The following is a 13823-nucleotide window of genomic DNA, read 5'->3' as shown; positions in this document are numbered from 1 at the left end:
AAATTTGCTTACCCATGCCCGGCTCATTTTTATGATACGGCCAAGCCCCCGGCTGTATGCTATAATCAGGATTGTTCCGGCTAAAAATAAGCGGAACCGGGTAAGACAGGAGGAGAAAGAATGACGTTCACCGGTTTTAACGAACAGGATTTCGACGTATTTGAAGTGCCCGGCCTGGAGGCCAGAATGGAAGTGCTGATCCGCAACGTGCGGCCGAAGCTGGAAGCCATCGGAGAAGAATTGGCCCCCTATATGACCGGCCTGTGCGGCGAAGAGATGTTCCCCCATGTCGCCAAGCATGCGCGCCGGACGGTAAATCCGCCCAAGGATACCTGGGTTGCATGGGCTCCGAGCAAGCGGGGGTATAAAGCGTATCCTCATTTTGAAGTAGGCATGTTCGCTTCCCACCTCTTCATTGTGTTCGCTATTATATATGAAAGCCCGAACAAGGAAGTGTTCGCCAAGCAGCTGGACAAGCAGCTCGGGGCCATCCGCAGCCGCTTGCCGGGCAATTATTACTGGTCCATGGATCATATGGCGCCGCAGGGCACTGCTCATACAGATATGACGGAGGAGCAATTCCAGACCTTGATCCACAAGCTCGCCAATGTTAAAAAATCCGAAGTGGTGTGTGGTCTCCGGCTTGAACGGGATGACCCTCGTGTACAGAACGGAGAACAGCTGCTGAAGCTGGTCCGCTCCACTTTCGAGCAGTTGCTGCCTCTGTACAAAATGGCTAACCATCCGGAATAACCCCGGGTACATACCGCAGCAACAAAAGAAGCGTTCTTTCCTGCCGGAAAATGAACGCTTCTTTTGTTTTGTCAGTTAGGAAGCCGTACTCTTGCCCCGGTATGGACGGCGCTCAAGCAGCAGATGGCAGATGAACAGCAGCAGCATTACAATGCCACTCGTGATGAAAGGGACTGTATGCCCGACATGGTCCCACAGCGTGCCGGAGACAATCGGTCCGACAACCAGCCCCGAGCCCTGCAGTGTAAGAAAAAAGCCCCATACCGTGCCGCGTTCGTTTCCCGGAACCAAACCTGCGAGAAACGTATTCCACGCCGGGAGAATCAGGGCATAACTAAAGCCGACTACACACACGGCCAGAAATATCATGGGAATCGTGGAAATACCCGCAAAGGTAAACAGCGTAAGGCCCGCAAGAGCAAAACCGATATGCAGAAAATAGCGCGGTCCGAACCGGTCCACCAGTTTGCCCAGCGGAATGAGCGCAAGTACGGTTATACCGCCGCCAGCAACGAGCAGTGCGCTGTACATATTGGGCGAAATGCCCAGATCTGTTCTGGCATAGAGAGTAAGCACCGGGCTAAGCAGCCCGAGGACAAAGGACTGCAAGAACAGCGCCGGATAAATAAGCGGGTTGACCTTCAGATTGGTTTTGATAAAATCCAGCGTGTTCTTCATGTTGTCCATGATTTGCTGCAGCTTTCCGCGCAGTGGCAAAGCCGAACTCTCCGGATTGGCCGTTTTTCCGTGTACGGCTGCTACCTTCGTCGGCTTGCGTCCAGGAAGCAGCAGCGCCACCAGGAGCATCAGAATGGAACAACCGGTCAAAACCATAAACACAATGCCGTACTCTTGCCCTGTGCTGGCTGTGACGAAGTTCATGACGATGGGTCCAAGCCCTGTTCCGCCCAGCACAGCAATTTCAAGTGTGCCCATCGCCCTTCCGTTGCTGTTGCTCGGCCCCGAGATCTCCGTTGTCCCGGTCATGGCGCAAGGCCAAAGCGGAGAGGTGCCGATTCCCAGCAGCAGACAGGCCAGTACCAGCCAGAAGGAGCTTGAAAAAAAACTCATCATCAGCACAGCCGCAATCGTCACGATGAGGGCCGCCGCCATCGTTCCCCTGTACCCCAGCCGCTCGGCCAGCCATCCCGCCGGCACGCGGAACAGATTATCGCCGAGATACTGCAGCGAGAAGGCAAGGCCGATCACCCCGGCGGAAAGGCCCAATGTGTCGCCCATATATACAGGCAATATGGAAACGAGCAGCGATCCCTTCAAAAACTCAACCAAAAAAACGAGTACCCATAGAGCTATAAAAAAGGGCGACAGCAGCCGCCCAGCTGCTTGTTTACTGATATTTTCCATCTTCTTCACATCCTGCTCCAGTTGTTCTATAATCCGCAAAAAGCATTTGCTTGCATTCCCGGTTCATTTTGCTATACTCAATTTTGTTTATAAACCGCGTATCGCTCCAAAATACGATACAAAAAGACAATAACAAGACGACGTGCCGCAAGCAAGCTTCAGGCACGCGTTCATAAGAAAGGTTGTGACAAAATCTGATGGACCACCGCCAGACACCGCTGTTTACTGCCTTAAAAAAGCATGCAGACAGCAATCCGATTCAATTTCACATCCCCGGTCATAAAAAGGGAATGGGAACCGACCGGGAATTCCGCGAGTTTATCGGGGATAACGCCCTTTCCATAGATTTGATCAATATCGCGCCGCTGGATGATCTGCATCAGCCGACCGGCGTCATTGAGCAATCACAGATTTTGGCTGCCGATGCGTTCGGCGCGGATTATACGTACTTCAGCGTGCAGGGCACCAGCGGTGCGATCATGACCATGATCCTGTCCGTCTGCTCGCCGGGCGATAAAATTATCGTGCCGCGCAATATTCATAAATCGATCATGTCCGCGATTATTTTCTCGGGCGCAAAGCCTGTCTTCGTCTCCCCTGCCAGAGATGAAAATCTCGGCATTGATCACGGCATTACGACAAGTTCGGTCCGCCGCGCCCTGGAACGCCATCCGGATGCCAAAGGCGTGCTGGTTATTAATCCGACCTATTTCGGCGTGTGTGCCAATCTTAAGGAAATTGTCGATCTTGCCCATAGCTTTGATGTGCCTGTGCTCGTAGACGAGGCCCACGGCGTGTTGATCCATTTCCACCCTGATCTGCCGATGTCGGCCATGCAGGCCGGAGCCGATATGGCAGCAACGAGTGTACACAAGCTTGGCGGCTCCATGACGCAGAGCTCCGTGCTGAATCTGAACACGAAAAACGGTTATGTGAACCCGCAGCGTGTGCAGACGATCATCAGTATGCTGACAACCACTTCTACGTCTTATATTTTGCTCGCATCCCTCGATACGTCACGGCGCAATCTGGCCCTGAACGGACACCAGATGGCGCAGCATGCCATCGACCTGGCCCAGTTCGCGCGCGGCGAAATCAATAAAATTCCGGGCTTGTACTGCTTCGGTGATGACATTCTCGGCGGAGAAGCGACCTTTGATTACGATCCGACGAAGGTGACCATCCACGTCCGTCATCTCGGCATCACCGGATATGAGACGGAAAACTGGCTGCGGGAGCATTACAATATCGAAGTCGAGCTTAGCGATATGTATAACATTCTCTGCCTGATTACTCCAGGTGATACACAGGAATCCGTTCAAACGCTGCTGAAAGCTCTTAAGGAACTGTCCTCCCAATACTACATGGATGGGCAGGCCCATGAGCTGATTGTAAAAATTCCGGAAATTCCACAGCTGTCTCTCATCCCTCGCGATGCATTTTATGCGGATACCGAGGTTATTCCTTTTAAAGAATCGGCTGGACGCATTATTGCCGAATTTATCTATGTGTATCCGCCGGGCATTCCGATTCTGCTGCCAGGGGAAGTAATTTCACAGGAAAATATCGACTACATTGTGGAGCACGTCGATGTCGGCCTTCCCGTTAAAGGCCCGGAAGACCGCTACATTAATCAGGTCAAAGTCATCGTTGAAGCCGATCCGATCTTCTGACCTTAAATTTAGAAAGAGCCAAGCCTGCGGGCTTGGCTCTTTGTGTAGCCGGCTTGTCTCCCGCGTGGTGCAGCGCGGGGTGGCGGCTTATGAAAAGAGGCCCCTTCACGGGGCCCCATCAGGCCGTACGGCCTGGTGCTGAATTAGTCGTTGTACTCCTGAACCAGCTCGTTAAACACTTCTTCAACACGCTTCCATTCTGCTTCGTCTTCAATATTATAAAACACCATCTCTTCGTTCTCTTCCTCAACACGAAGAATGATGCCATCCGCTTCAGGGTTTCCTCGTTCAAGCAAGAGAGCATAAAGCTGATCGTCGACATCAAACGTCTCAACCAGTACAACTTCCACGTCGTTGCCGTTCTCATCCGTCACGGTAAGAATCAGTTCTTCATGCTCGTGGTCATGATCATGGTCGTGGTCGTGATGATGTCCGTCATGCTCATGTTTGTGATCAGTCATCCATATACCTACCTTCAGTTGGTTTGTTCTTCCTTCCGTATCGTAACATGATCCGGGTGGGAAGGTCAATTTTACCATACTCCTCGAAGCTGTTCAGGAATCCAGTGCCGTAATGACCTTTTCGGAAATCAGCTTGAAGCTGCTAGTCGGCGTTTCTTTAATATAAAAGCCTACTCTGTATTTACCGGCCTTGTTGAAATCATACGTAAAGTCATTCGTACGGAACCAAAAGTTATCCTTCTGCTTGCCCGTAATCTCCTGGGACTGAATATCCTTCACGTTGCCATCCGGGTCTGTAATCGCGATTTTGACAGCTACAATATCGGTGGTCAGGCTGTCAATCTGGGAAAATACGTTAAATTTCAGTTTCCCCTTGTTCACATTCCCGAATACAGTATCTCCCTTAAACAGGAAAATATGAACGTTAGGCTGTTCAAATTGGACTTTGCCGGTAGATGAGTCGTAGCTTACCAAACCGTTAAAATCCCGGATCGGCACATAAGTTGTGCCGTCGATCACATATCCGCCCTCTCTGACTTCCTGTCCGTTTATAATTAATTTGACTGGCTCCTGACTACTAGCTTCGGCGGACAAGACAGATCCTCCCAATGTAGAAAAGGCCATAACCAAAACCAAAACTTTTGTCCACTTCATTTCCTTCATGTCCCTCCATCCATCTTCTGTTGTAAATTTATACTTTGCAAAACTCTACAAGTTGCGCTGTTCCGCTCACAAAATTGCCACTTTTGTCATGGATGGTTTTGCCTGTACCTGTAACCATGTTAATATAACAGGTAGTCCCGAATACCCGGATTGCCCGGATTTCGGTTAACAGAACGACAAGGAGGCTTACGGATGACATTAAAGCTGCAGATGCTGGGTACAGGCAGTGCCTTTGCCAAAACGTATTATAATAACAATGCGCTGCTGGACAGCGGTGAAGCGAAGCTGTTGATCGACTGCGGAATCACCGCCCCGCTCGCTCTACATCAGATGGGACTGCCGCTTACGGAGCTGGATGCCATTCTTATCACTCATATTCATGCCGATCATGTTGGAGGGCTTGAAGAAATGGGCTTTCGCATGAGCCTTATCTACGGTCGCAAGCCGGTACTGTATTTGGCGGAAGAGCTCGTCGAACCGCTCTGGGAGAATACCCTGAAGGGCGGGATGCTGCAAAAAGGCATGATTGAACGGATGGAGGACGTGTTCGAAATCAGGCCGCTCGTGCCGGAGCAGACTGTCGACCTTGTTCCGGGAATCCGGGCCGAGCTCATCCCCACCCGGCATATTCCCGGCAAGGACAGCTACTCCCTGTACATTAATGAGCGATTGTTCTACAGCGCGGATATGACCTTCAATCCGGGGCTGCTGAATAAGCTGGTACAGGAACGCAACTGCAAAGCGATACTGCATGAGGTGCAGCTGCTGGGCGAAGGTGTTGTACACACCACCCTGGACGAGCTGCTCAGCCTGCCGCCGGAACTGCAGCGAATGATTCATCTTATGCACTACAGCGATGAAATAGAGACGTTCCGGGGACGCACGGGTGAGATGAAAATTTTGGAGCAGCAGCGAGTTTATGATGTGGAGAAAGAGCTGGAAGTATAGTCGGGATGGAATTGTAATTGGGATTGTAGTGTGGTGGTCGGGATGATGATGGAAAGCCGCAGAAACGGTTCGTTTTCTGCGGCTTTCGTATTATTAGGTGGGATGAAGATTTCTTCCCCGAGCTGGGTTACAGCTTTTTACGCATCCGTACGTGCGGGATTCCCGCATCATCGAATGGATCGTCGGAGATCGTTTCATAACCGAGCTTCTTGTAGAACACCTCCGCCTGGCACTGGGCGTCCAGCAGCGAATAATGAAGACCAAGCTCCCGCGCCCTCTCCTCCATGGCGAGCAGCAGCACCCGTCCGTAGCCTTTAGAGCGGTAGTCCTGCAGAACGGCAATACGCTGCATTTTAGCCGTCTCGTCGTCATAAATCGTCACTCTTCCGGTCGCAACCATCTCCCCTTCGTCCTGAATCAGAAAATGGTGCGCAGTCCCGGTAAGGCGATCATGTTGGTCAATCTCCTCTTCCACCGGCACATTCTGTTCCTCGACGAACACCTTAGTGCGAATAGCCAGAGCCTGTTCGAGCTGCTCCTCGGTCGTTACAGTTACAATTTCAGCCGCCATGATTTTATCCTCCTACTGTCTATGTATGTATAGCATTAAACCGCGTAAGCTGAATTATAATACAAAACCGGCGGGGAAGGTAATGGTGTAATTTCATGGTTACCGCGGCGAAAGTGAATACAGAATTGCCTCGCATCTATATTAATCTGTTTGGGAAAATGAAATTTATTCAGATAGACTGTTGACACTTGGCAAGCTTTCGAGTAATATCAATCTTACCGCGATAAATAATTTGATCTGTTAGCTCAGCTGGGAGAGCACCATCTTGACAGGGTGGGGGTCAGTGGTTCGAGCCCACTACAGATCATACTTCTCAAAACGATAAAATCCCTTGCCCAGCAAGGGATTTTTTATTATTGACTTTAGCCAATAATAAAAGGATTGTCTTAAACAAGATATACACAATTAATTTCCCATCATCATCTTCAATTACTCTTCTACACAGCGCCCGTATATAAAGAGCCAAGCTATCGTAACCATCAAGCCGACAGATAAAGGTTTTATGACACAGGGAGGAGCGACTTGGACCAAGATTGAGTAGCGACAAGACCTTAGCAAAACAAGCCCCGGGCAGATCGGGGCTTGTTGAACATCTTCCTTATTCAGCTATTTCATCCGCCAATAGCTGTAGCCGTGAACACAATTGGTCCAATAACACGAGCTCTGGAGAAACGGTCTAGATTTTGAACAACAAGTTGATAGTTTTGAACACCAAGCGGTGCACCTTCAACCATTAAAACATTAATAATGTCGAAATCATTAAACACATTCTCTAATTCCACCAGCCCGTAGTATATTTCTTTTCCAGCCCTCAAGATACGAACCAGGATTTCAGGGGTACCTTCAAGTGCTTCTACCCCGATACTACCTTTAATTTCAACTCTATTTGAGAAAGAAGCCGGATTAGCCGGATCAATGAATACCGATACAGCAGCGATCTGCTGCCCTCCTTGAACTGGTATTGGGATATTTACACCGTTTGTAATAGGAGTTACAACTGTTGCACCATAGTTAATTACGGTTGCCATGCCTTTACAACCCCTTTCAATGTTATAGTTCATTCTATGTAGTAATTTAAATAGAGGCGTAGACTTAATACTCAGTGGTTTAGTACAAATTTTTAACGTTTAGAGCTCTCATAATAGTGCAATTTAGGAGTTTTACTTATAAAATACAGTTCTCTTTCAAAAAAAAGCCGCTTCGCAGCGACTTAATCTTTGCAGGCGGTCTTGATTTAACAAGAGTTGCTCTTTTCAGTTTGTCTCTTCTCCCGCATGCTCTCCAATCAATAGATTCACCTGATGAAACTCAACATACCCATATCTAATTGGTGCTGCAGGGGCATTTCCCCCGGAATTACTTTGAATGCCTTACCTAATAATTTATTATGTAACTGATCAAATCCATTTGAAGTGAGGTCGATTATGATGAAAAAGATAAAATGGCCTGGAAGAGCCAGGTTGGAAAACTCGGCAAACATCCTCACACTGGTGTCCGAAAGTATACAATATATCCCTTATTGGATCATCAAACTTTTTAAGTTAGGCAGTTTACTTCTGCATTACTTCAATTGTCAGGGAGATCATGGCCAATTAACATTATTGCCTCCGCATCTGTTACAAACTTATCATAATCGGTTTCTGATAACAGTAGCTTTTCGGAATCAAACAATAAATATGTAGGGCATTTGCTTATATCATATTTTTCTATCAGATTTTTCACTTCTGGTGATGAAGCCTTTAGTGCACCTAACACAGATATTTTCAGCGCATGCTCATTAAAAAACTAATTCTATATGTCTCATCAAGCCAGTCTTCGTCCTTTACTACCGAAATAACCGAAAATGTCTCTGGCCCCAAGGAGTAGAATTCTCGGACTTCTGGTACTCTTTGATTCTGGCACCCTGTTAATAAAATTAGGCCAATAAATGCCCATATTAATGGATGACTAATTTTCATCACAGCTCAGCCCTTTATTGGGAAATGGATTTTTCCTTTTCTTATGTAACAGCACAAAGACGTGCCCGGGCTGATCGCTTACACCGACCAGGGATTCCGGCACACGTCCCACGCTAACACAAAATGCAATTTATGGTCGACACTCCCCACTACTTCTCAAGCAATTACTACTTCTCAACTGTTTACTGATTATCCATCGCATATGCCTGCGCTGCATGCAGCGCCGACTGCCAGTCTCCGCAGGAGTATACCCAACGGTTCATGCTTGTGCCCGACAGCAGCTGCGTCACATCCAACGCATCGGTTACAACAAAGTCGCAGGCGTTGCCTTCCAGAATCCCGTAACCTTCACTGCCCACGATGCCGCCAGGTATGTCCGTAATCATCCGCAGAAGCTGCCGTAAATCCTCCGCGCCTCCCATATGGGCCGCATACGATGTAATCTGGGCGATCTGCATCAAGTCCCCGCGGCCAAACGGGTGAAACGGGTCCTGGATGTTGTCGGAAGCCGCGGCCAGGGGAATGCCGGCAGCGAGCAGTTCGCGGATTCGTGTGGTTCCCCGCCGAATCAGCCCGCGGTCCTCCCTTCCCTGCAGATACAGGTTAACGGCAGGCAGCGTGACCGCGTTCAGGCACGATTCTTTCATCTTCGTAATTACATACTGTGCGTCCTTTTCATCCATCGCGGATAGTGAACAAAGATGATCTGCCGTCACCCGCCCCTGATAAGCGTAACGAATCGTATGCTCCGTAATGCTCAGCACGGTCCTTTTTCCCGGATCATCACTTTCATCCGCATGCAGATCAACCGGTACGCCGTATTGTTCCGCCAGCCGGAAAATGCGGCTGATTTCGCCTTCCGGATCGGCCGCCAAATGTGGAGCGCCGCCAAGTACGTCGATGCCCATACGCAGCGCTTCTTCGACAGCTTCATCGACAGCGGCCTGGTCGCCGCGGAATGGAACCATCAGTGAATATTGGATGTTCATGCTGCCGCTCAGCTTCTCCCGCACCTCCAAAGCCGCTTCAATCGTTCGAAAAGCCACCTCTCTGCCCAAATGGACGGGGAAATCGAGGTGGCTTCTTATCATTGTCGTCCCGTGGCTCAAGGCCAGCCTGGCGGCCGCAAACATGCGGCCTGCCAGCTGCTCCTTGCTGAAGCTCGGTACTGCCTGGTTGTAGTTGTATATGGCTTCCTGAAGCGTGCCAGAACGGTTGGATACCTGCCCGAGCGAAAAGGCTTTATCCAGATGCATATGGCAGTCCACCAGGCCAGGCAGCATGATCCCGCCCTGCAGATCGATGCATTCCGCTTCGGCCAGCTTTTTCAGATCGGCCCCGGCCAACGCCGGAGCCATCGGCAGTGTCAATCCGGCGTCTGCAGCATCAAGAAACCCATTCTGCTGCCGGATGCTGACCCATTTGCCGCCCTCCGCCTTCAGTTCATACAATTGGTTGTCTTCCCTTAGCGGGAGGCGTACATTAATGAAATGCATGCGGCCGGCGGATGCGCTCATTGCGCTGTGGCCATAGCCTTGAGCACGGCCAAATCCTCCTCATCCAGCTCGGCGGCAGGGCCTGCTTTGATCAGATCCGAGAACATTTCGTCCGGCACCATGGTCGTCAGACAATATAAGCGGGTGCTGCCCGTGTTGATGATGTCATGATGGTTGCCCGGCGGGATGATGATGAATGAGCCCTGGCGGATCGGCGTCTCATATTCGCTGCCTACTTTGGCGAGCCCTTCCCCTTTAAGCACATAAAAATATTCATACGCTTCCCGGTGCTCATTGGACGGCGTCCTGCCCCCCACCTCGAAGATTTCCACAAATGACGTAAACAGCACCTGCTCCCTGTCGCATAGCAGCACGAATTTATTCGTATCCTTGGCGGAAATTTTGTGAACAGGACAATGCTCAAAGTTCCCGGCTACCAGTCCCGGAATATTCACCATATGCATTCAACCTCGCTTTTCAATTATTAATAAGAACTTCTCACTTTATTAAAAAAGGCGCCGGTTCCTCAAGTTCTTACAGGAAGCTTCAAATACGACGGGGCCTGCCCCGCACTGCGCAAGGCTGTGGTTGCGATGTTCAACCCGCTTGTGCCCGTCGTATTTACCTCACCCTTGACGCCGTTCGGATGGCGTGCGAACAACGGGAAGGCGCTGCCGGTCAATTCGAGCCGGACATACGTCCCTGCTGGCAGAGTCGCTGCCAACGGACGCAGACGGATTTGCGCCGTTCTCCATCCGTTCTCCATTTCCGCCTCATTGCTGCCAATTTCCGCTTCTTCACTGCAAATTTCCGCACGGCCCACACTCAACAGCCTTGCCGCTCCACTCTCGGAGACAGTCGTCAACACAGCCACCAGATCGGTAGGACCGCCCAGCGTCTGATACTGTACATACAACTCGGGGGCTCCGAACAGCTGGAGCTCCTCGGCGAGCGGTCCGCCCGTATATACCAGAATTTCATGCCGCTCCTGTATGGCGCTGCGGTCAGACGGCAAATAAGAATCCAGCCTCATCGGCAGGCGGGAATCATACACGAATACATCCGGGACAGCTTCCTCCACATCTTCAAGCCTTTTTTCGAGCCTTCCTCCACCGGATGCGCCGTTGGCTGGCGCCTGCGATCCGGACAGATAAAACACCTCGGACAGGGACGTCTCCCCTGCAAAGACGGAAGGCAGCCGTTCCGTCATATGCCATTCATGGCTCAATTGATCGAAATAGCGAACCGGCGGCTCTTCGGACAATTCAGCATCCCGCTTCCCCTTCAGCCAGTAATCAAACCAGCGGAGCTGCTCCAGATGGTGATCGCCATCCGCCTGCTCGCCATGGTCGATGCCGCCCGCTCTGCGCCCCCATGGAATATGGGCCCATGGTCCGACGACAAGCCGATGGAAACACTCCGGTGTGGCCCCGGACTGCAGCGCCTCGAACGTCTGCAGCGTCCCCATCAGATATCCGTCATACCAGCCGCCAATATGCAGGGCCGGCACCGGCTGAGCGGCAATATCGGCAATCCAGTTCATCTGCTCCCAGTATTCGTCATACGCCGCATGACCGATCCAGTCATAAAATGCGGGAAAGTACCGCTCCAGAATCGGATGCTTTTCATTCAGCGGCAGCTGCCAGAACATATCCTCCGGGCTGCGCATGTACCGCGAGCACTGCTCGGCAGCCGCAAAATCCCCTGCCCTCTGCGCCGTATCCCGGGCCAATTGAAATGCCCAAGGCAGATGATTGCCGAGCGCGAATGAGCCATGCGGGTAAAACAAGCCATGGTACAGGTCGGCCGGACACATGCTGGGCGCAATGGCCTTGAGCGCAGGCGGATGAAGCGATGCCGCCGCCCACTGCGTCAGTCCCTGGTAAGAGAAGCCGTACATGCCCACCTTCCCGGATGAGCCCGGCAGACCGGCCGCCCATGCAACGGTATCAAAGCCGTCCTCAGCTTCCCGCACAAACGGCTCGAATTCCCCTTCCGACTCTCCCCGGCCCCTGACATCCTGGATGACGACAATATATCCCCTGCTTGCATACCAGACAGGATGAGCATGCGTTACTGTTGAAGCAATCGCTCGACCATAGGGCTGGCGCATCAGCAGCACCGGATACTCTCCCGTTTCGTCCGGCATGTAGATATCGGCATACAGCGTGACCCCGTCACGCATGGTACAGGGAACCTTTCGACGGATAACCACATCTGCAAATTTCACAAGATCCGCTCCTCGTATCGTATTTCTTAAAGGCTGTTCTTTCACCGATCTCCAGTACCCTCTGCTGCGGATACGGACTTGCGATGAAAAACCTTTTAGAGGTAGTTCAAAAAGTCATCTTTTGATCACGAAGGAAGTCAGGAAGCGGATTCGACATCGAATCTTGAATTCAGCCGGGCCCAAGCGGATGCTTCCGAAGCATGTTTCCTTCGGAAACATTTCAGGTGCTCACGTACCTTAAGTACGCTCCGCTCCTCAGTCCCTAGCTTCATCCAACCTTCTCGGTGCTGAAAACCTAACTTTTTGAACACACACTTTTAGCATGATCTGCTGTTGCATGTTACGTTCCTTTTGAGAATTCGTCTTTTCAGACACTGCTTGCAGCGGGACGCTTCAGCTTCTCCTGATTCAAAATTCCTTTCGGATCGTTGCGGTGTTTGATCTCCCACAATCGGTCATGGGCGTAGGAACGTCCGCCATCCTTTAGATCCCAAGTATGCGGATTATTGACCCTGACCCCGTTTTGCCCATATCTGTCCATCAGCTGATTCAGGCCCTCTTCTGTCGAGAAGGGAACGAGCGGCAGGCCGGAAATGAGCAGCTTTCCGTTTTGGCGGGCAAATTCAATATGATTCATTACCTCCGGATATTCTGCTTTCATGATCACGATTTGCTCCAGGGCACAGGTTGGGTCAAAATTCAGCTGCAGATAGGTCAGGCCCGGATCCGCCTTTCTGGCCCACAGGGTGGTATGATTCCAGGTAAAATCGGATACGCCGACTCCTTTGTGGTACTGCTCGGCAGAAATCTTCATCGCCGTCTGTCCACCATACTCTGCTATGACACGCTCCTGCTGCATCTCGCAGTCCGTGTCGATTTCAAGCAGTACAACAGTCCGTCCGGCGGGGAGATCAAGCGGAACAAAATAGGAGGAAATGGGCCATTCGTGAATGGAAACGAGCCTTTTCACCAGGGAGGGATCTTCAGCAACCGTCTGTCCGAAACGAAATGCCTGCTCAAAGCTGTCGAAGGTCAGCGCCCACTGCATCCATTCCACACGCGGTGCAAGATTGATTTCCACCTCGGACAAAATGCCAATCGTACCATAGGTGTGAAGGTAAGGCAGAATCTCATCACCATGGAGCTCAATCGTGCGCGGCTCAACCTCGACCGTCTTGATTTTCAGAGAGCGTACGAGACCATCCCAGATCGTTCCCCAGCTGATGGAGCCAATACCGCCGAAGCCGCCACACAGAAAACCGCCGATCGTTGCCGACTGAAACGTAGAAGGCATCGTGCGCAGCTCATAACCCGCCTTGCGGGCTGTGGATTCCATTTTGCCGAGCCTTGCCCCGGCCTGGACTTTCATCACTCCCTCTCCCGTTTCGAGCACCTTGTTATACTTGGCCAGATTCAGCACAATTCCGCCCGTGACCGGGACACACTGGCCGTAGTTACCGGTTCCGTTCCCTCTGATGGTAACAGGCACACCCGTTTCCGCGGCAATCGATAGCAGAATATCCAACTCCTGCTCACTGCGCGGGCTGGCGATGCATTCCGCAAGCTTTCCCTGAAGCTGTCTCGTGAGGACAGGGGAGAAGTGATGATAATCCATCGAGTATTTGGCGAGCGCTGGCTCCTCCCACTGTAGCAGCTCAGGGTCGATCCGTTCTTTCACAACTGCGGTCCAATGTTCATTCATTCC

General features: G+C 51.2%; 12 protein-coding genes and 1 tRNA gene. 4 read left to right on the top strand and 9 right to left on the bottom strand.

The genetic code is table 11. The features are described from left to right. Positions 1-120: 120 nt before the first annotated feature. Positions 121-753 (top strand): YktB family protein, encoded by a 633-nt coding sequence (locus ACI1P2_RS10060; RefSeq protein WP_355319287.1) that lies wholly within the window; start codon positions 121-123, stop codon positions 751-753. 75 nt (positions 754-828) lie between these two features. On the opposite strand, the gene ACI1P2_RS10055 is transcribed toward ACI1P2_RS10060, so the two are convergent. Beyond that, on the bottom strand, positions 829-2157 hold the full coding sequence (locus ACI1P2_RS10055; RefSeq protein WP_408976191.1) for an MFS transporter: 1329 nt from the start codon (positions 2155-2157) through the stop codon (positions 829-831). A 158-nt stretch (positions 2158-2315) separates the two neighbouring features. Here ACI1P2_RS10055 and ACI1P2_RS10050 point away from each other — a divergent pair, with 158 nt between their 5' ends. Continuing rightward, positions 2316-3791, top strand: coding sequence for an aminotransferase class I/II-fold pyridoxal phosphate-dependent enzyme (locus tag ACI1P2_RS10050; RefSeq protein WP_355319285.1), 1476 nt, complete (start codon positions 2316-2318; stop codon positions 3789-3791). Between the two features lie 143 nt (positions 3792-3934). On the opposite strand, the gene ACI1P2_RS10045 is transcribed toward ACI1P2_RS10050, so the two are convergent. Together ACI1P2_RS10045 and ACI1P2_RS10040 are read right to left on the bottom strand one after the other, a co-directional pair. After that, positions 3935-4252, bottom strand: a complete 318-nt coding sequence (locus ACI1P2_RS10045; RefSeq protein WP_355319283.1) for a DUF1292 domain-containing protein — start codon at positions 4250-4252, stop codon at positions 3935-3937. Between the two features lie 93 nt (positions 4253-4345). Further along, positions 4346-4906, bottom strand: a complete 561-nt coding sequence (locus ACI1P2_RS10040; RefSeq protein ID WP_355319281.1) for a copper amine oxidase — start codon at positions 4904-4906, stop codon at positions 4346-4348. A gap of 201 nt (positions 4907-5107) precedes the next feature. Here ACI1P2_RS10040 and ACI1P2_RS10035 point away from each other — a divergent pair, with 201 nt between their 5' ends. Beyond that, a complete protein-coding gene (locus ACI1P2_RS10035; RefSeq protein ID WP_355319280.1) occupies positions 5108-5863 on the top strand; it encodes an MBL fold metallo-hydrolase in 756 nt (251 codons plus the stop codon). Between the two features lie 127 nt (positions 5864-5990). Here the strand turns inward: ACI1P2_RS10035 and ACI1P2_RS10030 are convergent, their stop codons facing one another. Continuing rightward, the gene (locus tag ACI1P2_RS10030; RefSeq protein WP_355319278.1) at positions 5991-6434 is read right to left on the bottom strand and encodes a GNAT family N-acetyltransferase; all 444 of its coding nucleotides are present in this window, start codon (positions 6432-6434) and stop codon (positions 5991-5993) included. 234 nt (positions 6435-6668) lie between these two features. Here ACI1P2_RS10030 and ACI1P2_RS10025 point away from each other — a divergent pair. Continuing rightward, positions 6669-6741: transfer RNA gene (locus tag ACI1P2_RS10025), tRNA-Val, on the top strand. A gap of 304 nt (positions 6742-7045) precedes the next feature. On the opposite strand, the gene ACI1P2_RS10020 is transcribed toward ACI1P2_RS10025, so the two are convergent. From ACI1P2_RS10020 to ACI1P2_RS10000, 5 genes are all read right to left on the bottom strand, one after another. Further along, positions 7046-7462: a hypothetical protein gene (locus tag ACI1P2_RS10020; protein WP_355319276.1), complete on the bottom strand. Its 417-nt coding sequence runs from the start codon at positions 7460-7462 to the stop codon at positions 7046-7048. 1112 nt (positions 7463-8574) lie between these two features. After that, on the bottom strand, positions 8575-9909 hold the full coding sequence (locus ACI1P2_RS10015; RefSeq protein ID WP_408976190.1) for an amidohydrolase family protein: 1335 nt from the start codon (positions 9907-9909) through the stop codon (positions 8575-8577). Continuing rightward, positions 9906-10346, bottom strand: a complete 441-nt coding sequence (locus tag ACI1P2_RS10010; protein WP_355319274.1) for a cupin domain-containing protein — start codon at positions 10344-10346, stop codon at positions 9906-9908. The genes ACI1P2_RS10015 and ACI1P2_RS10010 overlap by 4 nt, the downstream gene beginning before the upstream one ends. A gap of 68 nt (positions 10347-10414) precedes the next feature. After that, a complete protein-coding gene (locus ACI1P2_RS10005) occupies positions 10415-12118 on the bottom strand; it encodes a CocE/NonD family hydrolase (RefSeq protein WP_355319272.1) in 1704 nt (567 codons plus the stop codon). Between the two features lie 367 nt (positions 12119-12485). After that, positions 12486-13820 (bottom strand): FAD-binding oxidoreductase, encoded by a 1335-nt coding sequence (locus tag ACI1P2_RS10000; protein WP_355319270.1) that lies wholly within the window; start codon positions 13818-13820, stop codon positions 12486-12488. Between the last annotated feature and the right edge of the window lie 3 nt (positions 13821-13823).

The organism is Paenibacillus jiangxiensis, assembly GCF_046098255.1.
Lineage (GTDB): Bacteria > Bacillota > Bacilli > Paenibacillales > Paenibacillaceae > Paenibacillus > Paenibacillus jiagnxiensis.
The sequence above is the reverse complement of the archived record's forward strand: the minus strand, read 5'-3'. Positions and strand labels throughout refer to the sequence as shown.